Below are 24,942 nucleotides of genomic sequence, written 5' to 3' on the forward strand. Positions count from 1 at the left end.
TCGTTGCATAAAATTCTTCTGCCGTAGTTTACTTGTTATAGGGACTTCCCGTATTTGTATAGTTGCCTTTATATTCCTACTTTTGAACATACCTGATCAGGTGACACCATTATAAAATCCCCTGTAATTAGAAAAAAATGAAACATTCCCGATTGTTATTGTTCTTCTTCCTGACTATTTTCATCCAATATACTTCTGGTCAGAAAAAAGTCTTATTAAAAAATGTGATGGTGCCCAACAAAGTCTACAAGGCGCAGCTGATCAACGAGATGGAAATGGAAATGGCTATAAAGGGCGATTCGGCTATGATGGCTGAAATGGAAACCAATGGCATGAAATCTCCCATTACCATGTTGCTGAAACAGGACATGCTTACCACCACCAAAACCGGTCAACAAAGGCCTGACAAAAAAATACCGCTGACGGTGACCTACGATAAAATGGATATTACAACCACTATCGCCGGCAATGAGATGAACCAGCCCAACCCCTTCGCTGACGTAGAGATCCGGGGCACTACAACGGGTGATGGAAAGATCAGTATTGATACCATTACCGGTAATATCAACGATGCAGTGAAAGCATCTCTCAGAACGATGGTGAACAATATTCAGGGGAATATCAAATTCCCTGAAAAAGAACTGGCTATCGGAGATTCTTTTGACCAGGATGTGCCACTGGTTGTTCCCGTAGCTCAAATGCAGATTAAAATGAAAATTCATGTAAAAAGCACATTGAAAGATATCAAAGACAACAAGGCCATCTTTGACATGAAACAGGACATCTCCCTGGATATGAGTATGATGGATAGTAACGGTAACGTGAATGGGAACGGAAATGGAACAGGAATAATGATCTTCGATATGAAGAACAAGATGCTGGACCGCACAGAATCTGACATCCATTATCTGTTAAATATGAACACGTCTGGTATGACGGTGAGTGCGAAATGTAAGGCGAAACAAAGTATGACATATTCGGTCGAATAATAAAGCGTCCCGGGTAAAATCAAAGCAACCTGAAAAACAGGTTGCTTATCACACCTATCTTCACTGTATTCAATTCCTCTCACTATCTTTTTATTCAAGATGCTGCAACCAGCCGGCCGGTCTTTTTTATGGCTGAAACCGGTACATTGTAAAAATTACATCCCTCGATCCGGCCGGGACTATTAGTATAAGTAAGTAATAGTGCTCAATTCTCCTTTCAAACTGCACTCATACAAGTACAACACTTTGATTACCAATAAAATAACTCCACCGATTGCACTAATGTGGAAGAGTTATTATATTTGTAACTGAAACTATACTATGAAAATGCAGGTGCAGACCACAACGTTACTTGGAAACCATATTTCAATTCTTCAGCATCTGGATAGATGGAAAGATTAGAAAGTTTCATCTACCGACGCATTTGACCTGGTTTTAACAACTAAAAACGCAACATGGCTGAAGACGCAAAGCTGGAAAAAGAAATACTCGCCGAATTAAAAAAGGATTTCCCATTGATGAAAGAATCCTTGAAAGAAGTCAATTTGAGCCATTTTTCTTCTTTTCGTGAAGGTGGTAATTTCAAAATTACATATGCCTGGAGACTCGCAAATTGTTCGCAACAAGTAAGTTTTGTAAAATACCGCAACGCGGGTAAGTCCATCAAAGCGGATCCTAACAGATATGCAGGCATCTGCATTCACCTCGCGCATCCGCTGCCTGAATTCAAGATTACAGCAAATACCGAAAACGATAAATTTCTCAACTTATATTTACCTAATTCTGTCAAGGTGAAGACCGTTCCGGCCTTCAACCATAAATATATTCTGGAATCGACAGATCCTGGCACGATTGAACAGATAATCGGAATCGATTTTTTCAATAAAATTATGACCGTGCAGGACCTGAATGTAGAAGTAAAAGATAATAAATGCCTCATCTATGGGGTGCATCCTTTTAACTATGATAGCTGCAAGGTGATGTTCCAGTTAGCAGAAGATATTGTAAAAATGGACCATTCCAGCCAGGTGACGGCAATAACAAATTAAAAGGGGCCGGGGTTATTCCCGGTCTTTTTTTTGCATACACATTTTTCGCTCTCCATAATATTCATATCCGCCAGTTGTACCCCCTGCATGATGGAAATACGCCCTGATCCCATACAGGCAGCCACGACGATGATCTTACCTGTCAATAGTTGTTTTTTCAGTTCAAATTCCGGTAATTTCAGCCCTGAATCGTTTTAAATCAGTCAACAAGTAGTCCATGTTCTACATCAGCGAAATACAAACAACAGCACCCGCGGAGTTTATAACACCTTTGCAGGAACTTGTGTATACCACACTCCGGGACCTGCACGTGCCTTTTGAACGTGTAGATACAGATGAAGCCATTACCATGGAAGATTGCAAACTGATCAATGCTAAGCTCAATGTGGAGATCGTGAAAACACTCTTTCTCTGTAATCGACAGCAGACGAACTTCTACCTCTTTGTCACCACAGCAGATAAGCCATTTGTGACCAAAGATTTTAGCAGTGCAGTAGGGATCCCCAGGGTATCCTTTGCCCCGGTAGCATTATTAAACAATCTCTTAGGTACACCAGTAGGTGGGGCCACCATCTTTGGTATACTGCTGGACAAAGAAAATAAAGTACAGGTATTGATTGACAAGGATGTGCTGAATGAAAAATGGTACGGTTGCAGCGATGGTACCCCCAAGGGCTATATGAAAATCAGCAGGGACTGGATCACACATGATTTTCTCAAATATACCGGACACACCCCTGCATTTATTGAGGTGTAAAATTAGACGTGTCAAAACTAAAAGTTCTATCAGCTGATCCACCTGAATGAAAAGAAGAGGTACTCAAAAGTAAATCTATCCCGGTTTTAGCCAGGCTGCTGATGGAATGCATGTCGTATAAACGATTTTCGAAACTTCCCGGTTACTTTTGAGCACCTCTTTCGGATTATATCATGCCAATAGCACTGATATTCCCTTCCTGCTTCATTTGCTTCCTGTACCTGAAGTATTGATAGGTACTGAAAATAGCCCAGAATGGAATCAGTATCATCAGGCCTATTGTAAACCTGAAAGCGACTATAAATAGTACGTAAAACTCCAGCACAGCGATACTGATATTCATGGTTAACAGTAAAAAGTAAATACCAGGTATCACATACAGGAAAATAGCCAGTATACCGGCAAGCCCCAATGAACGCTTGTGTTGCCGCATTCGCTTTTCTGCAAATGAATGTGCGACTGCTCTTAAGATCCTTTGAACATCTGCTTCCTCAAGCCCCTTGAGCCGAAGCATGTTATGAATTTCCTGGTCACTACCATAGTGCTCTGTCATTCCAAGCACATATTGTACATTGTCCTCCAATTCTTGCTGTGTCAGCATAGGTAAGTATAGGTTAGGGTTAATGAATACTCAAATATATAAAATATTTACAATTCATCTCTGATTATCATCATACACTATTAACCTAAACTGAGCTATCTTGCACCGGATTTTAGGAAAAAGCATCGATAAATGAAGAAACTGATTGGGTACTTTCTATCCCCTATCCACTATATATTCTTTGGTGGCCTCTTATTAATTTTCCATCCTATCCAGTGGCTCTGTCTAAAAGTGGGTGGCTACAAAGCACATAAGACTTCCGTTGACATTCTCAATGGCCTGCTCTCCTGTACCTATATGTTACTCGGCAGCCGCGCCCGCTTTGTCAACAACCAGCCGCTGCCGGCTGACCGGCCTATAATATTCGTGGCGAACCACCAGAGTATGTATGATATTCCTCCACTGATCTGGGGCTTAAGGAAGTATCACGCCAAATTTGTGTCTAAAATAGAATTGGCCAGTGGTATTCCCAGCATTAGTTTCAACCTTAAATATGGTGGTGCGGCCAACATTGACCGTAAGGATAAAAAGCAATCCATGGGTGAGCTACTCAAACTTGGTGCCCGCATGCAGGAAAAAAACTGGTCTGCCGTGATCTTCCCTGAAGGCACCCGTAGCCGGAAAGGAGAAATGAAACCGTTCATGACAGGAGGTGTTAGCATCCTGCTCAAAAAAGTCCCTCATGCACTGATCGTTCCTGTTGCGATTAATGGTAGCTGGAAATTTTTCAGGTATGGAAAATTCCCGCTCAGCACCTTCGAAAAAATGAGCTGGACTGTACTCCCTGCTATCGAGCCAAAGGGACGCACCGCGGAAGAAGTTTTGCAGGAAGCAGAGGACGCTGTGAGGAAAAGCATTGAAATTTAATAACACGGCTTGCTTTATGCCTTACATTTGAGGTATGGATCGTCTGTTTGTATACGGCACATTACGCCCAAATGAGGAAAATGCTCATATTCTCGAAGCGATTGGTGGTATATTTAAGAAAGGATTTATTTACGGCACGCACTACACATCCGGGTTCGGACCGGACAAGCAGTACCCGGGTGTCATATTGAGCGGTAGTAATAAAGTCCCCGGCTATATCTTCTATTCTGACAATCTCGCCACGTCCTGGCCATCCCTGGACGAATTTGAAGGCGAAGGTTATTATAGAGTTACAGTCAATGTGATGCTGGAAGATGGCACGGAAGAAACGGCGTACATCTATACAACAAATACACCTACCTGAAACGATAGCCGGGACAGCTATCATAGACAAATTAAAGAAAGGCAAACCTTTGTTCTTTGATCATAAGAAGTGCTGCTAATCATGCAAAATGACGCAAACATTCATACATACATAGGCAATTCTAATAAGCGGGGAACAAGGCTATGCCTATTTGATATAGCGGGACCGGCACAACCTGTAAAAATTATTGTATGTTGTCCATATAAGTTCTGATTGTATTATATGCACGCTGCATGATAAGGTTTGCCAATATGTGTTTTGCATCCCGCCTGGAACAAAAGCCATTTATTGACAAGGTGCCATTGATAATAACAGTACCTGTTATATTATGCCCATTTCGCTGTATGCTGACAGGCACGCTTACGTCAAACCTGGTGTGCTTAAACAAGGGAACCCATAAAGCTCCATAACTAATATCCAATACATCCACCCTCACTGCTGAATGATTAACGTTACCCTTCCCGCCATATTCATATCCCATACATTGCACGGTCAGTGGTACATCTTTCAATGATTCGGCATTCCCCATGGAGAAATCATTGAAGCTTTGGCTCTGGGCAGAATTCGCCTGGCTTTTATAGTAGCTGAGGCTTAACCAGTCATTTTCGCGGCATATAGTGACAACAATAAAAATGATCAAAAAAATGCGGATGATCTTCCTGTTATCGGTCATAAGTAATTATTAATTTTTTTCATCCATTTCTTTCCTTACCGCGGTATAGACATTGTCCAGTACGGATCTGACCATCAGGCGATGTGCTTCACGGTATGAGCAAAGACCATTAATCTTCATTTTGCCGGTCACGTTTACCTGTCCGTTGATAAGATACCGAACCACCTGTATGCTATCGCCTGCAGGCCTGAAAAGGATACGCTGAAACCTGACAGGGACATTGGATTGGAAAGTAAGATGCTTAAATATGGGCCCCCGCATCCTACCATGTTGAATACTATCGATGGAAACTATTACAGCGTGGCAATCGTTTCCACCCGCATTACCAGTCGAATCCTGTTGATAACGAACCATCAGTGATACATCTTTCAGAGATGTACCGTCTACACAACCATTCGTGCCTATAGTATGGCCGTTTAAAAAGGTACTCGTGATAGTTTCGCTTTTAAAACTATCCGACCTATGGGAGTTTATATGACTTTGGTATAAGCCGGCACTAAAGTGCTTAGTACTGCAACTAAACAGGAGGATGCTAAACAGTGTTGGAATAATTGGTGAAACGTTGTGGAACCGGGTCATGTACAGGGTTGTTAGTCAACCCAAGATAGCAAAAAAAGTAATCGCCTCATTTTTTCCAGGTAAGAGATCTTGCATATAAAAAACCGGGAGCACGATAACCCCCGGGGTACTCATAAGCCTCTTTAACAATTAAAAATCACTCATTTTTAGGCTTCCTGCGCTAAGGCTAATGCTTTCGGGAATAAAATATTATTCTCTAAATGAATGTGTTGTCTTAAGTCGGTGTCGAACTCCCTCAATTTTTCAAATAAGAACCGATATGAATTACATGCACCCTGTGGTACCTGATAATCATTTGTGAGCCTGCGCCACTCTTCCAGGGACTCACCTGATGAACTATGCTCCTTCATCATCGCTTCTATGGTACCTTTGATATAAGGCAGCCCTTTTTCGCCGGCAGACAGTTGTCTGATAGCCGGGAACAGGATCTGTTCTTCCTTTTCCAGATGATCCAGCAGCTCCTCAGCTTCATGCAGAATTGCGGCCCTGAGGTCTATCAGTTCCGGATGGGTATCCCCATGATGCCCGGCTACTTTCTGGCCAAACTGCCAGATCACGGGCAGCGCTTCCTTTACATATTTATGGTGGGTATGCAGGATGTGCTCAATCAATAACGCGGGTGCCAGTACTCCCAGATCACTACCCGGTTGCTTTGCCTTTTGTTCGGCTGCTTCCAGTGCTTTCCATAACGCTTCTTCTGTGATACCTCCCTGCGCCGCCGCCTGCGCAATCGTCTGCCCGCCGCCACAACAAAAATCAATACCAAAACCCCGGAACACATCGGCCATGCGATAGTCCTTTCCAGCCATTTCTCCGACTGTGATTACATTATTTCTTACCATGATGAAATTATTTAAATCTGATTACAAGTCTTTTCTGTTAAATCGCCGCAGCGCCCACCATAAAGGCCATCCCATCCATACTAACAATAGCACAAATCCCGTAAGCATACCGCCAGCACTTCCGAAAAAGGAGGCAAACACCGCTCCTGTATATCCCATCATCGCGGCGCTGTCCAATCTCAATAAAACAATGATCCTGCCCAGGTCTATCGGGTTCAGGGCCCCCATCAACACTGCAGGCTTCTCCAATGGATAGTCACTGAACTGGAACAACAGGAACAACACCAACCCGTCGTACAACAGTGAAAAATAAAACCAGGCTAATATGGCTACACCGATACCCCTTGCTTTATCTCTCATCATCACAGATCCCAGGATGGCCAGTGCGGAGAAGATCACCGTCAGCGCCATACCCACGAATATCAGCAGCAGCGCTGTCATCCCCCCGTCAAAGATCATTAACGGCACGCCCACCCCCACTATAAATGCAATCAACAGGGACAATGCCAACCCGATATACACACTCAGGAGGATCTTTTTTCTTCGTAAGGGCTGGCATACCAGCAACTCTATAAACGCAGCTGCGTTGTAGTAATAAATCGTTGAAAATATTATACTCACCAGCGGCAGTACGATCAACACGATATTTAATAAACTTAATAACGCTTTCGTACCATTATCTGTGAGGCATAGCAAGAGCATAGACACGACCAGCAGTAATACAGCATAACTTACCAATATCCTGTTGCGCAGGATGTCCAGCACTACGTATTTAATAATTTTTTTCATAGTCCACTATTTTCCATGACACGAGCCATTGCGCGTACTAACTTTTGCTCTCCTGTCGCTGCCTGTAATGCCGCCACCTGCTTATGAAACTTTACTTCCCCGTCCTGCAGATAGGCGACTTCATCTACCAGGTCATCCAGTTCTGACAGGATGTGTGATGTGATCAGTACCAGCTTTCCGTTCCTTGTCTCCTGCAATATCTTGTCCTGCAGTATCCCCGATGCGACAGGATCCAGGCCCGCAGTAGGCTCATCCAGCACCAGTACTTCAGGATTGAACAGAAACGCCAGGCAGGCACTTACTTTCTGCCTTGTACCACCAGACAATGTCCGCATTGGCTTATTGGCCAGCTGCGGTAATTTGAATGCCTGTACCAGGTCTTCATCCAGCTTCGTATATTGCCTGATATCCTTCATCATCTCCATCACCTGGGCAATGGTCATGTTTTCCGGATAACTGCTGATCTGTGGCATATATCCAATATTTGCCCGATACGCACAGTTGCCGAGAACAGATGTATCCCTGAAAAGAATATCCCCTTTGTCCGGCACCACCATACCCAACAGGGTTTTGATCAAAGTTGTCTTTCCGCTGCCGTTAGGTCCGATCAAAGCCACGCTTTTGCTCGCTGAAAACGACAGGTTGATATTGTCCAGCGCCTGCAGCCGGCCAAATCGTTTATATATATTTGTAAATTGAATCATGGTGTAAGGGGTTTCATAAAAGGTGCACGATCTACCAGGTTCACGGGTGTGATGCCCGGCATTACTTTTTCCGTGCGATCCAGCAGGCTGACCATAAAGCTATGAAACAACATCATCACAGCAGGGTTCTTATCTGCCACCATCGCATACAAACTCACCGGGTGGTAAGGCACATCTCCCCTTCCATCTCTGTTCAGGTCATACCCTTCATATTTATCCCAGTAGTTGTTATCAAAGTTATTCAGTACCAGTGAGCCATTGGTGGCTACGTCGAATGTATTGCCGTAGAAATTATTGTGCGTGATCTTACTTTCTGAGCAGCTGGCCTGTACTTTCATAGCCCAGCCATTTGCCTTAAACACATTTCCTATGACCTGCACCCGTGTAGTGCCCTCCATATAAATGCCCACTGTATTGTCTTCAAAATGGCTCTGTTCCATTTTGCTATCCGTGATCTCCTTCAGCAAAATACCGTACGCCCCGCCCCCCTGGTTGCCGGCAAATTTGTTCCGCTTCATATCAACTCCATGTGAAAACATCACAGATACACCGGCTTCGTTATGCTCAAAACAATTGTCTTCATAACGGTCATTGTGCGAAAACATAAAGTGCAACCCATACCGCACATTCTTAAAACTATGATTTCCTTTGATCAATGAATTTGTTACAAACTCAAAGTAGATCCCATCCCGGTGCTGCGTTACGGTATTGCCTGTCAGCTGCATGCCATCGCAGTGCCAGCAGTGAATGCCGTTGCCGGACTGGATGCGCTGAGCCGCGTTAGAGCGCAGGGTGTTTCCGGCTATCACACAACTATCTGACTGCTGACAATAAATCCCAAAAAACGTATCTTCCAGTACATTGTTCCGGACAGTGACATGCCTTACATTACCCAGTTTGATACCAGCCAGATCTTTCCAGTCAGAAAAGCCGGAACGCCTGATTACAAATCCTTCCACCGTGACATGACTGGCGAGTATCATGATCACCTCATATTTTCCTTCTCCATCTAGTACCGGCTTTCCTACACCCTTGAGGTAAATGGCTTTGTCAATGACCAACCCTTTCTCATAATAGACACCTGCCGGTACAATGACGGTATCGCCGCCCCTGGCCTGCTGTAAAGTTTCCTTTATAGCACCTTTGACCGTCCATACACCGGCCCATACCGGTAAAGGTAACAGCCACAATAATATTATTGATATAGCTCTTTCCATGTGAGTGATGCTCCGTTAAACGCTTTCATATGTACACTGTCTGCAAAAGCAGCGATGTCACTCCCCATAGGAGAATGGAATGCTTCGCTGTGCAACAACCGGCTATCTGCTGCTTTGATCCACTGTCCATCTGTAAAATCCAGCAGCCAGATCCCGCCAACCTCCTGGCCGCCTGCCCTGAGTGCCGCCAGCAAACAATGCACATCATCATACTTCAATACCTTTCCCTTCTTTGTTACGATCTCTGCACCAAATCTTTTGTCTGTAAAACCCATTTTACAAAAATCACAGGCATCCTGTCCGTACCTGATAGGCGCAGGCCCTTCACTACAACTTTGCAACCCCAGCATAAGTCCACCTATTAAAAAGAACCCTTTCTTAAATTTAAACGACAGTAATACCAGCACAGCACCTACACCAATAAAGATCCAACCACCTACATCAGGAATAGAATACGCCCCGAAGTTTAATAACTGCTTGTATCCCAGCAACGGCGGCTGATAAGCCATGCCTGGTACCCTGATAGGGGCTTCCGGATTCAGGTTGTGTCCGTAGTTATACTCCCACCGATAGAAATCTACCATAGAGACAACTGCTACCAGCAGGAACAATGTCACCCAGCCATAATATACTCTTCTATTGTTCAACGCCGCTACAACAAACCCCAGTAATGCCAACCCACCAATAATAAAAGGTAAAACTGTAAATTCGATAAAATCCCCGGTATGTAATGTCTGCATACCTATGTAATGGTTCAATCCATTCACTATATCCACATCCCCACGTAATCCGTTAGCAGCAATTTTCAACGTAAGCCCTTCCGGGTATTGGGGGGCGGCCAGCTCTATTTTCCATATAGGAAAATAGAGCACTGCCACCATCGCCAATGAAAGCATGAAAATGACTGCCCGAAAGCGGGTTGACAATTTTCTTTGCATGTTGATCAGTTTAATTTTTCGCCACTGCGCTGTCAGGCAGGTTAGTTCCATACTTCAGCGGGGTGTTTGCATCCGCCCTGGATACTCTTACATAACCCTGCATTTCCTGGTGCAGTGCGCTACAGAAGTCAGTACAGTAAATAGGGTATACACCTTCCGCTTCCGGTACCCACTTCAGTGTACAGGTTTCCCCTGGCATGATCAGGATTTCTGCATTCGCAGCACCTTTCACTGCAAAGCCATGAGGAATATCCCAATCCTGTTCCAGGTTGGTGACATGGAAGTATACTTCGTCGCCGACACGTATGCCTTCGATGTTGTCAGGTGTAAAGTGAGAACGGATAGAAGTAATATATACATGTACTTTGTTGCCTTCACGTACTACCTTGGCTTCCTTCTCCCCTTTGGTTACATAAGGATGTTTGTTGTCCTCGATCCTGAAATACTTTAATGAGTTATTCTTAATAAGGTCAGCGGGAATAGCCTGTGCATAGTGCGGTTCACCGACGGTCGGGAAGTCGAGGAGCAGCTCCATCTTATCGCCGGAAATGTCGTACAACTGTGCACTTTGCGCCAGCTCAGGACCTGTAGGCAGGTAGCGGTCTTTTGTGATCTTGTTATATGCGATCAGGTATTTACCAAACGGTTTTTTCGTATCTCCGCCGGGAATACACAGGTGACCTACGGAATAGTAAGTAGGCTTCCTGTCGAGTACTTTCAGGTCTTTGATATTCCATTTCACTACTTCGGAAGAAACGAAGAAGGAGGTATAAGCATTTCCTTTTCCGTCGAACTCCGTGTGCAATGGGCCCAGGCCTGGTTTCTGTACTTCACCGTACAGTGCGGATTCATACCTGATAACAGGAATACCCTGGTAATCACCATCGAAATCTTTTTTCTCAATAGCCGCCATCATCTTAGTGAAGGAGAATACTGGGATCAGTGCCGCCAGTTTACCACTACCTACGATATATTCACCACTTGGATCAATATCGACACCGTGTGGAGATTTAGGACAAGGAATGAAGTACACGAAATCTTTCAGTTGGGAAGGGTCCAGGGTCAGCACCTTATTTTCGATAGTAGAAGTCGCACTGTGTGTTTTCTCATCATACACGTTGTGTGCATAACGGGAACTTTTCAGCGTGCCTTTGTTATTCCTGATGAATTCTTCTGCTTTCTTCCAGTTTACCGCCATGATGAAGTCTTTATCACGCTGGGAAGCGTTTACTTCGAGCAGGGTATGTGCCTGTTCTACATTATAGCAGGAAAAGAAAAACCAGTCATGGCTTGGACCTTTACCGGCATGACTCAGATCAAAGTTGATGGCAGGCGTCAACAGCTGGAAAGCCAGTGACATGCGGCCATTACTACTATCAATTTTGATAAAGCTGACAGTGCCGTTGAATGATTTTTTATAATCAGAGATGGGTACGTCCTGTTTGTCACCAACAGGTACGCTGAAACGTGTACCAGCTACTACATATTCTGTATTTTCGGTACAGAAAGGAGAAGAGTGGTTACCGGCGCTGTTAGGCAGCTCAATGATCTCTTCGGTTCTGAAAGTAGCGAGGTTGATACGTGCTACCCTCGGCGTGTTGTTGGCATTAGCAAAGAGCCAGCGGCCATCGGGAGAGCCATCTTTCTGAGACAGTTCCAGGTGGTGTTGATCATCCCACGGCAGGGAGCCATGTGAGGTTTCCAGCATAGGTTTTGTTTCTTCGCTGTAACCATAACCATTTTCAGGCATTACAGAGAATACAGGGATAATCTTGAGCAGACGGCCTGAAGGCAGCCCATAAACAGACACCTGACCATTGAAACCGCCGGATACGAAGTTGTAGAACTCGTCGTATTTACCGGGTGCTACATACACCTTTTCAGCGGCACCAGCAGTAATAGCGCCGGCTTCATTGCGGGGCTTACAGGATGCGAATGCTACGAGGAGCACCGCTATTGAACATAAACGCATAGGATTGTTATTTAGATGAATCATTGTTACGCATAAATTCAAATACGTCTCTTGTTTCCTCATCGCTCAGGTGCTGATTAGGCATACGAACCATACAAACGGCCAGCATTGCCTGTGCGTGCGGATCCTTGTCGATCATCTCATCTGTGTTGCTTACGAAGTTCATAATCCATTCAGGGGATTTTTTCTTCGTAATCCCTTTCCAGCCGGGCCCCACCAGCTTTTCATCGGTTAGCTTATGGCAGGCTGCGCATTTTACTTCATACACAGTTTTGCCTCCGGCGATCATCTTCTGATCTAATGCGGCACTTAGCTCGATATTCGTATACTTTCCTGCCCCTTTGACGGAATCGTATGCGGCAGAAGATGCAGACGTGGAAGGCTGGAGACTGTTGTCTTCAACTACAGGCGCCGGGGATTCCTCCTTCGGAGGCTGGCTGTTGCTAGCGCAGGCCCAGGTAAGTCCCAGTAGCACTGCTGTGTAAACATACTTTTTCATTTATTAAAGATTGTGTTCTGACAATTCCCGGGTACAACATTACGCCAGTAAAAACCGGATAGATATGATCCAAATCATAAAAACGGTCTTGATACTAATCACCCGGAAACCTGCTGAAGGTCATTTATCGGCATGACGGGTCGGGGTAGCTTTGATATATTCAATAAATCGTTCACAATGATTATCCACACCGACCTGCTGCAGGAATGGGGCGCCATCCGTCTAACAGCGGAAAAAGGCCGGGTTATCTTTACCGAAGGGGAACAAGCGCACTTTTACTACCAGATAGAATCCGGAGAAATACGAATGGTGAATACAGGGGCTAATGGAAAAGAGTTTATACAAGGGATCTTTGTATCGGGAGAGTCATTTGGAGAGCCCCCACTTTTCACAGGTGGTGAATATCCGGCCGCAGCTGTAGCTGATAGTGACAGTACCATTCTTCGATTGCCGAAGCCTGCCTTTATTCGCTTACTAAAAGAGCATCCGGATATTCATTTTGCGTTTACATCCCTGTTGGCCAAAAGGCTGAGGCAGAAATCTATCCTGTCCCGGGAGATGACCTGTAGTGAGCCGGCGGTGCTGATAAGAGGTGTATTGAAGAGGTATACCGTACCGGAGCTGTTGCATGGAAGGTTGCGGGTAACACTGACCAGGCAGCAGATTGCTGATATGACCGGGCTGAGAGTAGAAACGGTGATCCGCACCATCCGCACGATGTATAAAAAAGGTGATCTGCTGGTTAATAAAGGGAAAGTATATGTTTGATACCATTAAGAAGTGGGCATATTTGTCACTTGTCAATTTACTGATAGTCTCTATTCTTGGTGTAATACTCAGGTATAAAGGTGCTTTTTACCTGCCTGTACCGGATTATAAAAACCTTTTGCATGCGCATTCTCATTTTGCATTTTCTGGTTGGGTAACAACTATCCTGTTTACCTGTTTTGTGTATTTAATCCCATTCAGGAAGACCTATGAGTACCAGTTCTGGCTGAACCAGGTGGCAAGTTTTGGGATGCTGGTCAGTTTTACAATACAGGGTTATGGTGCAGTGTCGATCGCATTTTCAGCATTGTCAGTCGTATTTAGTTATTGGTTTGCATTTGCTTACTGGAGAGATATCCGGACTTTAACATTCCCTCCCCTGGTCAAAGTTTGTTTACAATTAGCGCTGATCTTTTTAGTGATTTCCAGTGCGGGGCCGTTTATGCTGGCTTTTGGGAAGGGAGATATGGTATTGTACAACAATGCTATTTACTTCTATTTACATTTTCAATATAATGGCTGGTTCACCTTCGGGGCAATGGCATTGTTCTTTTGGGCAGCACCGCGGTTTCATATTTACCTGGCCCCGAATTTCAGCAAGGTGTTTGTGATCCTGATGGGCATTGCCTGCGTGCCGGCGTACTGTTTGTCTATGTTATGGGCGCATCCTCCCGGATGGATATATACGACAGGTGGTGCGGCAGGCCTGATTCAGCTGGCAGCTTTGGCATTTTTAATATTGGCAGTGCCGGTGAAGAAGAATCTGCACCTGTTATGGGTATTAGCATCAGTGGCTTTTATTATTAAAATTGTATTGCAGGTATTGACATTAGTAACAGCGTTGGGACGATTTGCCTATGGGTTCAGACCAGTAGTGATCGGGTATCTGCATTTGGTGGTATTGGGGTTTGTGAGTTTCTTAATTTTAGGCTTTTTGATAATGAATAAGTTGGTGAAAGGAGATAAAATTGGCCTGGGGATTTTTATAACAGGAGTGATCGCAAACGAGGTAATTCTGATGGTACAATGTGTGATGGCTTATTGCTGGGGTAGTGGAACGCCAACAGCGGCATATTGGTTGTTGGGAGCGGGTGTAGTCATGATGAGTGGGATCGGCAGGTTATTGATAATGCAACGGAGCGATGTTTACCAGTCTAAAAAGCATCTCTGAGATTGTAAAAGGACATTGCACCCGGTGGTTGCGGGGCACAGAACATTAAATCAGTTTCTTCTGCGCTGCCATCTTTATCAGGATTGCCGTATTCTTTGCTCCAAACTTGGCCATCAGGTTCTTCCTGTGCGTAATCACCGTCGTATTGCTTACGAACAGTTTCCCGGCTATTTCCTGATTCGTCATTCCGTCTGCAATTAATCCTAACACCTCTACCTCCCTCCTGGTTAAAACCGGTCCGCCATCCTCCTCCGGTTTCTGCATCAACCGGCCTGCATCATCGCTCAGGTACTGTTTTCCTTTCATCACCACTTCAAACGCCTCCATCAATTCCACCTTTGTTGCATTCTTCAATACATACCCTGATGCCCCGTGTTCTATCATCTTCTGTATAAAGCTATATTGATTAAACGTACTCAACCCGATCACAAACACCCCGGGATATTTTATTTTCACCTCCCTGCACAGGTCTATTCCGCTTATATCAGGCAGGTGTATATCCATCAGAATAATATCCGGCTGATGTGTGGCCAGAAATGCCATACAGGAAGATCCATTCATCGCCTGGCCCATCCATACTACGCCGGGTTCATCTTCCAGCATGGTTTTGAGTCCCTCAATCACCATGTAATGATCATCTACGATAAATATCCTGATCGCCATATTACAAAGGAATTACAATGAAAACTGATGTACCTTTCCCCGCATCCACATCCAATGTACCGTTCAAAAAACTTACCCTGTTCCTGATATTCTTCCACCCCATTCCTTCTAACTGTTCTTTATAATCGAACCCTTTTCCATCATCCTCCACAGTTATATTTAACTCATCCCCGTTCCTTGTCAATTGCACAATCGCCCGCTTTGCGCCTGCATGCTTTAAGGTATTCGTCAGCAATTCCTGTACGATTCTATAAATGATAATCGCCTTACTTTGCTCCAGTTCCAGTCCTTCCAGCCCCAGCGCCTGGTAACGCACCTGCAAAACGCCACTGCCGTTAATATCCTGACAAAAACCTTCCAATGCATTCTCCAGCCCAAAAGTGATCAATGCCTCCGGCAACATATTATGCGCAATCCTTCGCATCTCGCCTATCGAACTATCCAGCATATCCAGGCTCCGCTCAAACGCTGCCGCATTATCTGCTGTCATCATCATGTTTCCTCTCACCGTATTCAAAGAATACTTCACGCCCGACAACATTCCACCCAATCCATCATGCAGGTCCTTTGCCATCCTCGCCCGCTCCTGCTCCTCTCCTTTCAACACGGCGGCCGTTGCCATCAACTGTTTTTCTGTCTCCAGCTCATTGATTCTTAATTGCTGTAACTGTTGCCGGTGCCTGTAACTGCGGTATAGCAGGAATACCACTACGCCAATACCAATGGCGAGTATAGACAAAAAGATAATCAACATGTTTTTATTTTTAATACTCAGCTCCTGTATACGATGTGCAGCTTCCAGCCTGTTGATCGCCGTTTCCTTTCGGGCCGTTTCATATTTTACTTCCAGTTCATTTGTTGTCTTTAACAGCGTCTCATCCAGCAAACTATCTTCCAGCATGCCGCCTAATATATGATAATGATGCCCTCCCACAGGGTCCTGCATGGCGTATGCGAGATGTGACAGCTGTACATACACACCTGCCCGTACCTTTCTCAGGTCATTCTGAAAAGTCAGTTGCAAAGCCTGTTCTGCCAGTTGTCTGGCTTTTGCAAACTGGTGCTGGTGATGATAGTAGTGAGCCATGCCACTCAGGGCAATGGCTTTACTTTCTTCCAGTTCCAGTTCATCAGCAATAACCAGTGCTTTATTGAACCATACATTTAAACGGTCATACTGTTCCTGTTGCAATTCCAGGTCTCCCAGGTTCAGGTATTGACTCAACTCCATGTTCTTATCGTTCAACTTAACCGCAATGGCCAATGCTTCTTCATACGCCTTCTTTGCGGGTGCAAACTGTCGCATACCCGCATAATTATTCCCCAGGTTATTGAGACCAACGCCCAGCTGCCAGGGACTTTTCCACTTTCGCATGGCAGCCACCGCTCTTTCACCATGCAGCCGGCTCTTTTCGTATTGCTTCATGTCAGTATACAGGCCCTGCAGGATATCATCACCTATTGCAGAAAGGCTGTCGTTGCCCCTTCGTTCAAACAGTGTCTTCCCTTCTTCATAACTGCGTACAGCGGCTTCATAGTCACCTGAAAAACGATAAGAATTACCCGTATTAAACAGCGTCTTGGCGATGCTCAGGGTATCTTTCATTTCTCTGGACAGTGCTACTGCCCATTGGTTCAGGAGCAGGGAAGAATCAAAATCTCCCTCTACGTTCAGCAGGTAGCTAAACCCGGCAATGGACCTGACAATGCCTTTAGGGAAATGTAGCTGTTCACTCAGCGCGATTGATTTTCTGTAATAATCCTTTGCAATAGCAGGGGCTTCACCTTCATATTGTTCGCCGATATGTATCAACAGGAACACTTTACCGGTATCATTGGCAGCACGGGGCAACAGTCGTAACAGGCTATCCCTGTTCATGATTTCCTGTGCACACAGAGAAGCTGTCAATAATACACATAGTAACAGCATCGAGGTAAACTTATTCCACATAGCTCGCTGATTGAGGTTACCCCAAAAGTAATCTGTTTTACGTAGGAATGACATACCACAAATATATTGGCACCTGTGAAGGGGAAATATCCTCATTTTATAGGATTTCCTTCGCCCCCCTCTCCGGCTACCTTAGCCACATAAAATTTTAATCATCATGAAACAGCAATTGTTTTTAACTGCCATAATCTGTGTGATGGTCTTTTCGTGCTGCAGGAAAGACCAGCACAGCAAACAGGTGAAAGGAGCACCCGTGATCACAGAAAAAGGTACCCCCACCGGAGAGATACATAATTATACCATCGGCCCTGATGGCGGTATGATTACTTCTGCAGACGGTAAAATCACCCTTATTTTTCCCGCGGGCGCAGTCTCTGCCACAACAACGGTAGGTATTCAACCGATCACAAATAATGTTCCCCTGGGAGTGGGCGACGGTTATCGTCTCACACCGGAAGGCACCACCTTTTCCAAACCAGTGACACTCAAAATAAATTATGCCAACATCCCCCTCAATAATGCACTCCCGGAGTTTCTGTGGATCACCACGCAGCATACGGATGGCACCTGGAGTGCAATTCACAGCAGTGAGGTGAATACTGCCAATAAAACGGTTACCATCACCACTACGCACTTCAGTGACTGGGCATTGGGACGATTCCTGGATCTGACACTCGAGCCGGCAGCCACCACCCTGAAGGTGGGTAAGACACTGCAACTCCACGTAACAGGCTTCCTGGCAGATCAGGTAGGGGATAGTGAAGATGTACGGCCGCTGAAACCTTTTGGAAGTGAGCTGGCACCACTGAACGAAGCAGGGATTATACTGGATAAATCGAATACCTACAAAGATATTAAAGTAGGTAAATGGAAACTGAATGGCACAGAAGCACCAGTATCCACTGTATCGGCGGGAGCATTGACACAGGATGGGAAATATACAGCACCAGCAGCTATCCCCTCCGACAACCCGGTGGCGGTGTCGGCAGACCTGGACGTGTACAGCAAAAACGGTGATCGAACGAAGTTCTCGCTGGTATCCAATATTACGATCATCGATGCGGAACATTACCTGAAACTGGTAATAGATGGTGTCACCATGAATTATGGAGAGTACATCAATGCCGATCAACAGCCTGCCGATAATAAAAACTACTATTATGTAGGCTGTACGATCAACAAAGAACACAATTACCTGTCCATCGTTGGCGGCAGGTATCAGCAGGGAGAGGCGATAGCAGACAATTACATTCAGCTGAAAATCTGGCACCCCGGGACAGGTACAAGGCAATTCGTATGTGACTGGGACGATGGGAATAGCCAGGATGAAATTGCGTATACAAAAGATATTAATACGGCCTTATACAAAACAGTCGGATATGCGCGGGAAGCAGTTGTGGGAGGATGCAGGGTCACCAATATCTGTCCGGCCATTACGGTGAGTATTTCACAATATGGAGAGGAAGTAACGGGAACAATCAGTGGTACCTTACTGGCAGATACGCCGGCGAATAAGAGTGGTTGTCAGCATTCAGAGGTGCATACAATAAGTGGTGAATTTAAATTAAAGGTCATTCAATAACATGAAAAAGTTCTTGTTACCGGTACTGTTCCTGGCCATGCCTGTTACCTTGTCAGCACAGGGGTGGTGGCCGGCAAACCGCTATGATAAGCTGAAGCCGGGGGGAGATCCCGGGAAGACAGCGATTTTAAATCTGTTTGTGGACTGGGCGAAGAAAAGTTATACTCCCGGGGTGAAATACCTGGGGTCTTACCAGCGATATAATTTAGACTGGCGGTATGGCGTTGCTTTTGACACCTGGCAAATAAGTGCAAAGCCGGATGCAAATGGGCAACCTAAGCCGGAGGGAGAAACCAACGAAACTTTTTATATCGATGTAAATGCGGTACCGGGAAGTTATGTAATAGATTTTATCAATAAACCGGGGCAGGACATGTATTTCACCTGGCCGCCGGATGGATATGCAGCAACAAAATGGTTTTACGACCAGCGGAAGGGAAGCAATCCCCGCATTACGCCGAATGCCTATCCTTACATTACACGGGTGAACGACTGGCTGACTGTTTTTCTGGCACCGGGCAACCAGTTGCCATTTACGCCGGTTACAAAAGGGGAATTGTTAGAAAAAGCACTGGCGGCAGCAACAGATGAATACTGGAAGAATAAAATAAAACAACTACAAATCAGACATCGGACTTCTTTGAATGAGCCGGCTGTTATTAATGCGCTGCAGTGCAGGGAAACCAGTTTTGAAACAGATCCGGATATTTTCGATCCACATACATGGGCATTCCAGGAGACTTACAAACAAAATTATCCTGTGTATAAACTGACAGCAGCCACGATAGCGCGATGCAAAGCACAGCCTTTGTGGGTGTCGGTTTGTTTTCAATATCATACAGCCCAGGACCCGGAAAAAGGATATGCTATTTATAAAGCGATGACGGAGCATATCAACTTTACATATATCTATAATTACTTCTTTGCGCCTGAAAAGGTAAAAGGAATTGGATACACACCTAAATAATAAATTTATGAATAACATATTCTTACTGCTGGCATCGACAATGGTGCTTGCGTCGTGTAGCAAAAAGGATGATACGAATACAGTTGCTACAGAAATAAAAACACCTACGTATCAATATACAATAACGAATTGGAATGATGGCTGGACGAGTACATTGAAGGATGACTGGGTGGAGGTAACGAAAGGGGATGTGAAAGTATACCTGCATTATGCGCAGGCAAGTACAAATATCGCTGCAGATCCGGAGCCATTAGTAAATAATGCCTGGAATATCCTGGTGGCGCCGCGGTATAGTAACCTGGAGGGATATAAGGTGGTGTCGCCTTCTTTGGATTATGAACGGTCGTACCTGGGATATGCGACGGTGACGGAAAACAGTTCCGGGAAGCGCGTGTTTGTGGCGTTGTTTAAGAAAGGGAATTCCGGTTGGATAGAGGTGGTAACGCCTGATAAAAATACATTCATTGCACAGTATGGATTTGATCCGGCTACAATCATCTGGTCAACCACGACAGCGTGGTGGGGGCCTGTGAGGGTGATGGCAAATTATAACCGGTTTGCAGTGGCGACTACGGATGTGGAGAGTACGGGGAAGTGGACGAATAATTTCGGGTCGAATACTTTTTATTATAGTATGTATACTGGTTTGGGAGTGGGGATGAGTAGTTACAGTGCAACGGAGGAGTTTACGTTTACCGGTGGAAAGGGTTATTCATGGGTGTTATATGTGGCGAATAGTGGTGGAGGGAGTACGAGTTTTGCGAAGGCGAGTTCGAAGGGAAGTTATACATTGACGGATAACTGGCATATGCATTATACGGATATAGAGGGAAAGGCGGTAGATTACCAGGTTTGGTTTGGAGCGGTGAAGGGAGGGAGAGTGTTATTTATAGATGGGAACCCGTTTAGTTGGGTGGGGAAGTAGGACCTATGCTGTTGCATTTTGATGTTGGGCGCTCTGCTTTTTAGCAGGGCGTTCTTATTTTGAGTGGATGTGGATGAGGAGGGAAAATGAACGAAAGTGAACGGTGGGAAAATGGTGGGGAGGGGGTATATTCGTGAACTATGCAAAAAGAGCGGTATCCTTATAAGGCAAATAAAACCTTTACCAGCTTCGAATTTCAGAGTAAAGGACCAAATGGTACAATTAAAAAAATTGTCGATTATGTCGAAATTGGGAAATGGAAAGATGACATCCCTGTCTATAATCTTGCATTTGGTGATTTAGATGAATCTAATCAAATCATTAACGACTTATCAATATCAAATAATTTTGATAGAGATAAAATTCTGGCAACAGTTGCAATTACTGTAAAAGATGTAATTGATTATTATGGAGAAATTGCTATTCATGCGGAAGGGAGTACTGCCTCCAGAACAAGATTATATCAAATGGGAATAAATGCTAACCATGAGGAGATTAAGGAATATTTCGACATATATGGTCTTAAAAATTTTAACTGGCGGGAATTTGAGCCCGGAACAAATTATGAGGCATTCATGGTTACTAAGAAAAATTTATATTTGAATTAAATTCAGGAAATATGTCATTAAAACATTCTAAATTTTCAGGTAATAAAGTAAGACCTGTGGTAGGGAAGCTGAGCATTACAGAAGAAGCCATCCGCAAAAGTCCTTTTATTATCAAAAAAACTGAACAGGCAATGCGTACATTGAAAGAAAATCCTTTCCCTACAAGACTGTCACGCTCAAAATAATCTCAGAATCATTTAAATAATTCCGAGATTATTTTTGAATATACTCCTTCAAATTAAAAAGCATTCAACAGCAATCAATGAATCATATCTTTTAAAGCCATGTTCCATATTTATCCCTACATTTATCCCCATGGAACAACCCACAATTTTCGAAGACAACTTTGGACTCAAAACCATCCGGCACCGCCGCCTGCTCCTCCCGTTATGGGCCAGGATCTACTGCTGGATTGCCATGATATCAGGCGTAACAATTGCTATCAGCATCCTCTTCTACATCAACTACATCCTCGAAAATTACAGCGTTTCCCTCGACCTCAACCCTAACCAGAAAATAGCATTCTTCATAGAATATTTTTATGTCTTCCTGCTAGGCCTGGTTATCTTCATTGTCCCATTTTTATTATGGATGGGGAAAAAATGGGCTATCCGATTCAACTGGATTGTAAGCGCATTGTTTACGCTGCCAATTGTTCTTGTCCCCCTCTTCCGAAACAATTCCGAAATCAGCAGCACATTACCAATATTATTGCTACTCCCCATCTGGATCGCCCAGGCCCTCATTCAAAAAGACTGGGAAACCACAGCAACACCAGCCACCCGAAAATAAATCCGGCGCAACTATTGCTCCCCTATCTTTAAATTTAATTACCCATGCTTACCATTGAACAACTTCAGGAACTCTATTTCACCGGTGCACATGTATTCACGGAAAGCCACCTCTCCCATATCACACTCCCGCCCGAAACAAAAACCTGGCTCACCGATACCGGACTTCCCGATAGCCACCATCTGCCGCTCGACATTCACTTTCTCGGCGAAGCGTCCCCTGTTACCATACACAACAACACCTACCTACCCATCGCTTACAGGTGGGAAATCATTCACCCCATCGCGTTAGAAGAAAATACAGGTGCTGTCTGCAACATCGACAATGATACACCTGTATATGTCAATAAAAACCTACAGGCGTTTCTTACCCTACTCTACCATTACGAACACGATAAAGAAAACCTGGCAAACTATATCAAACAGGAAGACCCCAGCGCCATCGAAAATCCTGATAGCTTCTGGAGTCTTATTCTGAAACAAATAGCCTTACAATAGTTTGCCTTTCAATTGTCTTTATAAAGATGACATGCAGGCCACCGATGGCCCAATCATACATGTCCCACTATCTCCATCATATTCCGTATCGCCTCCGGGCTATGCAATAACTCCGTCTGCGTCAACGTCATTGCCGCCGTTGCTGACGCCCGCTTTCTCATCTCCCTTTCGTATACTTCAATCGCTTCCTGCATATTCTTATGCTTCACCAGACATCTACTCAGCTCCAATGCATCCAACATGGCCATATTCACCCCTTCTCCAGCATAAGGTGGCATGAGGTGAGCAGCATCTCCCAATATCGTTACATTCGGCAATGCCTCCCAGTCCTGATCTAACGGCATACAATACTGTGGCCTCGGAATAAACCCGCCGGACACATTCGCAAACAATGTCTCATATACAGGCGCCCACCCTTTAAACTCACGCCTGTACCAATCCAACAAGTTCCCATTCAATGTCCAATCCGCTGACGATTTAAATCCTGCATAAAATGACAGCGTACCGTCTCCCTTCGCGCTCACAATAAGCGTCTTACTATCTCCCAATATGAACAACTTACCTCCTTTTACCAATTCAAACATTTCAGGCACGATATTCTCCGCATCATACACACTTCCTTCCAGCGCTGTCATTCCTACAAAAAATGGTCTTATTGGGGTTATAAACGGCCTTATCTTTGAATTTGCGCCATCGGCACCTACCACCAGATCCGCGTACGACGTGGTACCATTCTTAAAATGCAGCAACCAACCGTCGCCACTTTTCTCCATATCGGCAAACTGGCTATCCCATACCACTGTATCTTCCGTCAGCGACTCCAACAGGATCTTACGCAAAGGTCCCCGGTCTATTTCCGGCCTCGTTTCATCCTTCTTACCTGCATGCTCGTCTGCGATGATATTCGCGTCTTTATCCAGTATCCTCATTTTATCTGCCCCCGGCCGGTAATTCGCTATAAACGGTTCCATCAATAAGCCTTCCTGCAACGCAGCCAGACCAGACTCTTCATGCAGATCCAGCGTGGCTCCCTGTACCCGTGCTTCTTTATTTACATCCCTTTCGTAGACTGTTACCGATGTAAAACCCTTTACCTGTAGCAGGCGGGCTAAGGTCAGGCCGCCAGGCCCCCCGCCTATAATGGCTATTTTTTTCATAGCATTTCATTTTAATGACACAAAGTTCCCTAACGCCATTCGAATAAAATAGGTAGATTCGTGCAAAAAATAGTCCCAATCAGTCAGAAATGGTGTTTGAATTTAATTCACACGAACGCATCGGTGCCATGCGGGCCTTCGTGGAAGCCACCGGTAGCACCATCATAGCCAAAGGGCACATCTCACTTCCATCATCGCTGGGTACAGGCTATATGAAAGGATTTGACTTTGGGCCCAACCTCCGCATGATGCTGCACCATTATGAATTAAAGGAAGAACTGGTCTTCAGAAGAAGCCGCGGGGGAGAATCGCCCGATACCCTTACCCTGGCCTTCCATAATACCCAACCCCGCAAAGGAGACATCCGCCTCCTGCCTGCCGTTCAGCTCCCTTCTCCCGACCTTCCTATGGAAGTCATTTTCCCTGCCAATACCCTCATCAGCACCATCATGATCTCGATAGAAGGCAACCTGTTGAAAGAATTGCTCAATTATCATTCCCTGTTACAACAGCACACCTACCTCTACGAAGAAATCATCTCACCTGAAATTCAAAACGTGGCAGCAGATATCATCACCCCGCAGGCACCGGAAGCGCTACTAAATTTCTATCTCCGGCTCAAAGCAGAAGCACTGATTTACCTTTTCTTTGTAGAATTACAAAAAAGACAACATACTACTCATTACGCACTGAATGGTGACGACGTAAAAATCATTTACGGTGTAAGAAATGAAGTGATTAAAGACCTGAGTGTAACGCCCAATGTCAGATTACTTGCCCTGGAATCAGGTATGAGTGAAAGTAAAATACAACGATTATTTAAACAGATCTTTGGGGATAGCATTTATAATTATTACCAGACGCTGCGTATGAAGGAAGCTGCGTATCTGATCAAAGAACAACAATTATCTGTGTCAGAAGCGGGATATAAACTAGGCTTTAATAATCTTAGCCATTTTACAAGATTATTCGAAAAACATATTGGGATGAAACCCAAGAAATATTCCTATGCAAATTAAAT

Annotated in this window: 28 protein-coding genes; 15 read left to right on the forward strand and 13 right to left on the reverse strand. The window is 44.7% G+C overall.

What is annotated here, in order from left to right; translation table 11 throughout:
• The first annotated feature begins 137 nt into the window (after positions 1 to 137).
• The 3 genes from ABDW33_RS06635 to ABDW33_RS06645 all read left to right on the forward strand — a co-directional run bounded on the left by ABDW33_RS06635 (position 138) and on the right by ABDW33_RS06645 (position 2,795).
• Positions 138 to 989, forward strand: a complete 852-nt coding sequence (locus ABDW33_RS06635) for a hypothetical protein (RefSeq protein ID WP_343689280.1) — start codon at positions 138 to 140, stop codon at positions 987 to 989.
• A gap of 455 nt (positions 990 to 1,444) precedes the next feature.
• The gene (locus tag ABDW33_RS06640; RefSeq protein WP_343689281.1) at positions 1,445 to 2,038 is read left to right on the forward strand and encodes a hypothetical protein; all 594 of its coding nucleotides are present in this window, start codon (positions 1,445 to 1,447) and stop codon (positions 2,036 to 2,038) included.
• Positions 2,039 to 2,255: 217 nt separating this feature from the next.
• Positions 2,256 to 2,795 (forward strand): YbaK/EbsC family protein, encoded by a 540-nt coding sequence (locus ABDW33_RS06645; protein WP_343689282.1) that lies wholly within the window; start codon positions 2,256 to 2,258, stop codon positions 2,793 to 2,795.
• A 166-nt stretch (positions 2,796 to 2,961) separates the two neighbouring features.
• Here ABDW33_RS06645 and ABDW33_RS06650 read toward each other — a convergent pair whose 3' ends face one another.
• Positions 2,962 to 3,396, reverse strand: coding sequence for a hypothetical protein (locus ABDW33_RS06650; RefSeq protein WP_343689283.1), 435 nt, complete (start codon positions 3,394 to 3,396; stop codon positions 2,962 to 2,964).
• Between the two features lie 132 nt (positions 3,397 to 3,528).
• Here ABDW33_RS06650 and ABDW33_RS06655 point away from each other — a divergent pair, with 132 nt between their 5' ends.
• Both ABDW33_RS06655 and ABDW33_RS06660 read left to right on the forward strand, forming a co-directional pair.
• Positions 3,529 to 4,263, forward strand: a complete 735-nt coding sequence (locus ABDW33_RS06655; protein ID WP_343689284.1) for a lysophospholipid acyltransferase family protein — start codon at positions 3,529 to 3,531, stop codon at positions 4,261 to 4,263.
• 34 nt (positions 4,264 to 4,297) lie between these two features.
• Positions 4,298 to 4,627, forward strand: a complete 330-nt coding sequence (locus ABDW33_RS06660; protein WP_343689285.1) for a gamma-glutamylcyclotransferase family protein — start codon at positions 4,298 to 4,300, stop codon at positions 4,625 to 4,627.
• A 184-nt stretch (positions 4,628 to 4,811) separates the two neighbouring features.
• Here the strand turns inward: ABDW33_RS06660 and ABDW33_RS06665 are convergent, their stop codons facing one another.
• From ABDW33_RS06665 to ABDW33_RS06705, 9 genes are all read right to left on the reverse strand, one after another.
• Positions 4,812 to 5,300 carry a hypothetical protein gene (locus ABDW33_RS06665; protein ID WP_343689286.1) on the reverse strand — a complete coding sequence of 163 codons (489 nt, stop codon included), beginning with the start codon at positions 5,298 to 5,300 and terminating at the stop codon, positions 4,812 to 4,814.
• A gap of 9 nt (positions 5,301 to 5,309) precedes the next feature.
• Positions 5,310 to 5,879: a hypothetical protein gene (locus tag ABDW33_RS06670; protein WP_343689287.1), complete on the reverse strand. Its 570-nt coding sequence runs from the start codon at positions 5,877 to 5,879 to the stop codon at positions 5,310 to 5,312.
• A 146-nt stretch (positions 5,880 to 6,025) separates the two neighbouring features.
• Positions 6,026 to 6,721, reverse strand: a complete 696-nt coding sequence (gene ric, locus ABDW33_RS06675) for an iron-sulfur cluster repair di-iron protein (protein ID WP_343689288.1) — start codon at positions 6,719 to 6,721, stop codon at positions 6,026 to 6,028.
• A gap of 21 nt (positions 6,722 to 6,742) precedes the next feature.
• Positions 6,743 to 7,510, reverse strand: a complete 768-nt coding sequence (locus tag ABDW33_RS06680; protein ID WP_343689289.1) for an ABC transporter permease subunit — start codon at positions 7,508 to 7,510, stop codon at positions 6,743 to 6,745.
• The gene (locus ABDW33_RS06685) at positions 7,507 to 8,214 is read right to left on the reverse strand and encodes an ABC transporter ATP-binding protein (RefSeq protein ID WP_343689290.1); all 708 of its coding nucleotides are present in this window, start codon (positions 8,212 to 8,214) and stop codon (positions 7,507 to 7,509) included. Before ABDW33_RS06685 ends, ABDW33_RS06680 begins: the two co-directional genes overlap by 4 nt.
• The gene (locus ABDW33_RS06690; protein ID WP_343689291.1) at positions 8,211 to 9,431 is read right to left on the reverse strand and encodes a nitrous oxide reductase family maturation protein NosD; all 1,221 of its coding nucleotides are present in this window, start codon (positions 9,429 to 9,431) and stop codon (positions 8,211 to 8,213) included. The genes ABDW33_RS06685 and ABDW33_RS06690 overlap by 4 nt, the downstream gene beginning before the upstream one ends.
• A complete protein-coding gene (locus ABDW33_RS06695) occupies positions 9,410 to 10,369 on the reverse strand; it encodes a hypothetical protein (RefSeq protein ID WP_343689292.1) in 960 nt (319 codons plus the stop codon). The genes ABDW33_RS06690 and ABDW33_RS06695 overlap by 22 nt, the downstream gene beginning before the upstream one ends.
• A gap of 10 nt (positions 10,370 to 10,379) precedes the next feature.
• Positions 10,380 to 12,341: a Sec-dependent nitrous-oxide reductase gene (gene nosZ, locus ABDW33_RS06700; protein WP_343689293.1), complete on the reverse strand. Its 1,962-nt coding sequence runs from the start codon at positions 12,339 to 12,341 to the stop codon at positions 10,380 to 10,382.
• Between the two features lie 7 nt (positions 12,342 to 12,348).
• On the reverse strand, positions 12,349 to 12,840 hold the full coding sequence (locus ABDW33_RS06705; RefSeq protein ID WP_343689294.1) for a cytochrome c: 492 nt from the start codon (positions 12,838 to 12,840) through the stop codon (positions 12,349 to 12,351).
• Positions 12,841 to 13,017: 177 nt separating this feature from the next.
• Between ABDW33_RS06705 and ABDW33_RS06710 the strand changes: the two genes are divergently transcribed.
• Positions 13,018 to 13,608: a Crp/Fnr family transcriptional regulator gene (locus ABDW33_RS06710; protein ID WP_343689295.1), complete on the forward strand. Its 591-nt coding sequence runs from the start codon at positions 13,018 to 13,020 to the stop codon at positions 13,606 to 13,608.
• Positions 13,601 to 14,779: a hypothetical protein gene (locus ABDW33_RS06715; protein ID WP_343689296.1), complete on the forward strand. Its 1,179-nt coding sequence runs from the start codon at positions 13,601 to 13,603 to the stop codon at positions 14,777 to 14,779. The genes ABDW33_RS06710 and ABDW33_RS06715 overlap by 8 nt, the downstream gene beginning before the upstream one ends.
• A 45-nt stretch (positions 14,780 to 14,824) precedes the next feature.
• On the opposite strand, the gene ABDW33_RS06720 is transcribed toward ABDW33_RS06715, so the two are convergent.
• Positions 14,825 to 15,442: a response regulator transcription factor gene (locus ABDW33_RS06720; RefSeq protein ID WP_343689297.1), complete on the reverse strand. Its 618-nt coding sequence runs from the start codon at positions 15,440 to 15,442 to the stop codon at positions 14,825 to 14,827.
• Between the two features lies 1 nt (position 15,443).
• Entirely contained in the window at positions 15,444 to 17,393 is a 1,950-nt protein-coding gene (locus tag ABDW33_RS06725; protein ID WP_343689298.1) for a sensor histidine kinase, read from the reverse strand.
• 157 nt (positions 17,394 to 17,550) lie between these two features.
• Between ABDW33_RS06725 and ABDW33_RS06730 the strand changes: the two genes are divergently transcribed.
• From ABDW33_RS06730 to ABDW33_RS06760, 7 genes are all read left to right on the forward strand, one after another.
• On the forward strand, positions 17,551 to 18,975 hold the full coding sequence (locus ABDW33_RS06730) for a hypothetical protein (protein WP_343689299.1): 1,425 nt from the start codon (positions 17,551 to 17,553) through the stop codon (positions 18,973 to 18,975).
• A 1-nt stretch (position 18,976) separates the two neighbouring features.
• A complete protein-coding gene (locus ABDW33_RS06735) occupies positions 18,977 to 19,942 on the forward strand; it encodes a hypothetical protein (protein WP_343689300.1) in 966 nt (321 codons plus the stop codon).
• A 7-nt stretch (positions 19,943 to 19,949) separates the two neighbouring features.
• Positions 19,950 to 20,867, forward strand: coding sequence for a hypothetical protein (locus tag ABDW33_RS06740; protein WP_343689301.1), 918 nt, complete (start codon positions 19,950 to 19,952; stop codon positions 20,865 to 20,867).
• A gap of 140 nt (positions 20,868 to 21,007) precedes the next feature.
• Entirely contained in the window at positions 21,008 to 21,475 is a 468-nt protein-coding gene (locus ABDW33_RS06745) for a hypothetical protein (RefSeq protein WP_343689302.1), read from the forward strand.
• Between the two features lie 11 nt (positions 21,476 to 21,486).
• Entirely contained in the window at positions 21,487 to 21,660 is a 174-nt protein-coding gene (locus ABDW33_RS06750; RefSeq protein ID WP_343689303.1) for a hypothetical protein, read from the forward strand.
• A gap of 130 nt (positions 21,661 to 21,790) precedes the next feature.
• Positions 21,791 to 22,267, forward strand: coding sequence for a hypothetical protein (locus tag ABDW33_RS06755; RefSeq protein ID WP_343689304.1), 477 nt, complete (start codon positions 21,791 to 21,793; stop codon positions 22,265 to 22,267).
• Between the two features lie 44 nt (positions 22,268 to 22,311).
• The gene (locus tag ABDW33_RS06760; RefSeq protein ID WP_343689305.1) at positions 22,312 to 22,764 is read left to right on the forward strand and encodes an SUKH-4 family immunity protein; all 453 of its coding nucleotides are present in this window, start codon (positions 22,312 to 22,314) and stop codon (positions 22,762 to 22,764) included.
• 53 nt (positions 22,765 to 22,817) lie between these two features.
• Here ABDW33_RS06760 and ABDW33_RS06765 read toward each other — a convergent pair whose 3' ends face one another.
• Positions 22,818 to 23,921, reverse strand: coding sequence for an NAD(P)/FAD-dependent oxidoreductase (locus ABDW33_RS06765; RefSeq protein WP_343689306.1), 1,104 nt, complete (start codon positions 23,919 to 23,921; stop codon positions 22,818 to 22,820).
• A gap of 89 nt (positions 23,922 to 24,010) precedes the next feature.
• On the opposite strand from ABDW33_RS06765, the gene ABDW33_RS06770 reads away from it, so the two are divergent.
• A complete protein-coding gene (locus ABDW33_RS06770; protein WP_343689307.1) occupies positions 24,011 to 24,940 on the forward strand; it encodes a helix-turn-helix transcriptional regulator in 930 nt (309 codons plus the stop codon).
• The last annotated feature ends 2 nt before the right edge of the window (positions 24,941 to 24,942 follow it).

The sequence above is a fragment of the Chitinophaga sp. genome (genome assembly GCF_039596155.1).
GTDB lineage: Bacteria > Bacteroidota > Bacteroidia > Chitinophagales > Chitinophagaceae > Chitinophaga.

What these genes read in the sequence shown, in the direction of transcription:
- ABDW33_RS06740 (WP_343689301.1), top strand. Translation starts at nt 19,950, where the DNA reads ATGAATAACATATTCTTACTGCTGGCATCGACAATGGTGCTTGCGTCG.
- ABDW33_RS06705 (WP_343689294.1), bottom strand. Translation starts at nt 12,840, where the DNA reads ATGAAAAAGTATGTTTACACAGCAGTGCTACTGGGACTTACCTGGGCC.
- ABDW33_RS06640 (WP_343689281.1), top strand. Translation starts at nt 1,445, where the DNA reads ATGGCTGAAGACGCAAAGCTGGAAAAAGAAATACTCGCCGAATTAAAA.
- ABDW33_RS06645 (WP_343689282.1), top strand. Translation starts at nt 2,256, where the DNA reads ATGTTCTACATCAGCGAAATACAAACAACAGCACCCGCGGAGTTTATA.
- ABDW33_RS06765 (WP_343689306.1), bottom strand. Translation starts at nt 23,921, where the DNA reads ATGAAAAAAATAGCCATTATAGGCGGGGGGCCTGGCGGCCTGACCTTA.
- ABDW33_RS06720 (WP_343689297.1), bottom strand. Translation starts at nt 15,442, where the DNA reads ATGGCGATCAGGATATTTATCGTAGATGATCATTACATGGTGATTGAG.
- ABDW33_RS06760 (WP_343689305.1), top strand. Translation starts at nt 22,312, where the DNA reads ATGCTTACCATTGAACAACTTCAGGAACTCTATTTCACCGGTGCACAT.
- ABDW33_RS06755 (WP_343689304.1), top strand. Translation starts at nt 21,791, where the DNA reads ATGGAACAACCCACAATTTTCGAAGACAACTTTGGACTCAAAACCATC.
- ABDW33_RS06730 (WP_343689299.1), top strand. Translation starts at nt 17,551, where the DNA reads ATGAAACAGCAATTGTTTTTAACTGCCATAATCTGTGTGATGGTCTTT.
- ABDW33_RS06695 (WP_343689292.1), bottom strand. Translation starts at nt 10,369, where the DNA reads ATGCAAAGAAAATTGTCAACCCGCTTTCGGGCAGTCATTTTCATGCTT.
- ABDW33_RS06710 (WP_343689295.1), top strand. Translation starts at nt 13,018, where the DNA reads ATGATTATCCACACCGACCTGCTGCAGGAATGGGGCGCCATCCGTCTA.
- ABDW33_RS06690 (WP_343689291.1), bottom strand. Translation starts at nt 9,431, where the DNA reads ATGGAAAGAGCTATATCAATAATATTATTGTGGCTGTTACCTTTACCG.
- ABDW33_RS06680 (WP_343689289.1), bottom strand. Translation starts at nt 7,510, where the DNA reads ATGAAAAAAATTATTAAATACGTAGTGCTGGACATCCTGCGCAACAGG.
- ABDW33_RS06655 (WP_343689284.1), top strand. Translation starts at nt 3,529, where the DNA reads ATGAAGAAACTGATTGGGTACTTTCTATCCCCTATCCACTATATATTC.
- ABDW33_RS06735 (WP_343689300.1), top strand. Translation starts at nt 18,977, where the DNA reads ATGAAAAAGTTCTTGTTACCGGTACTGTTCCTGGCCATGCCTGTTACC.
- ABDW33_RS06745 (WP_343689302.1), top strand. Translation starts at nt 21,008, where the DNA reads ATGCAAAAAGAGCGGTATCCTTATAAGGCAAATAAAACCTTTACCAGC.
- ABDW33_RS06650 (WP_343689283.1), bottom strand. Translation starts at nt 3,396, where the DNA reads ATGCTGACACAGCAAGAATTGGAGGACAATGTACAATATGTGCTTGGA.
- ABDW33_RS06715 (WP_343689296.1), top strand. Translation starts at nt 13,601, where the DNA reads ATGTTTGATACCATTAAGAAGTGGGCATATTTGTCACTTGTCAATTTA.
- ABDW33_RS06750 (WP_343689303.1), top strand. Translation starts at nt 21,487, where the DNA reads ATGTCATTAAAACATTCTAAATTTTCAGGTAATAAAGTAAGACCTGTG.
- ABDW33_RS06635 (WP_343689280.1), top strand. Translation starts at nt 138, where the DNA reads ATGAAACATTCCCGATTGTTATTGTTCTTCTTCCTGACTATTTTCATC.
- ric (WP_343689288.1), bottom strand. Translation starts at nt 6,721, where the DNA reads ATGGTAAGAAATAATGTAATCACAGTCGGAGAAATGGCTGGAAAGGAC.
- nosZ (WP_343689293.1), bottom strand. Translation starts at nt 12,341, where the DNA reads ATGCGTTTATGTTCAATAGCGGTGCTCCTCGTAGCATTCGCATCCTGT.
- ABDW33_RS06725 (WP_343689298.1), bottom strand. Translation starts at nt 17,393, where the DNA reads ATGTGGAATAAGTTTACCTCGATGCTGTTACTATGTGTATTATTGACA.
- ABDW33_RS06660 (WP_343689285.1), top strand. Translation starts at nt 4,298, where the DNA reads ATGGATCGTCTGTTTGTATACGGCACATTACGCCCAAATGAGGAAAAT.
- ABDW33_RS06665 (WP_343689286.1), bottom strand. Translation starts at nt 5,300, where the DNA reads ATGACCGATAACAGGAAGATCATCCGCATTTTTTTGATCATTTTTATT.
- ABDW33_RS06670 (WP_343689287.1), bottom strand. Translation starts at nt 5,879, where the DNA reads ATGACCCGGTTCCACAACGTTTCACCAATTATTCCAACACTGTTTAGC.
- ABDW33_RS06685 (WP_343689290.1), bottom strand. Translation starts at nt 8,214, where the DNA reads ATGATTCAATTTACAAATATATATAAACGATTTGGCCGGCTGCAGGCG.
- ABDW33_RS06770 (WP_343689307.1), top strand. Translation starts at nt 24,011, where the DNA reads ATGGTGTTTGAATTTAATTCACACGAACGCATCGGTGCCATGCGGGCC.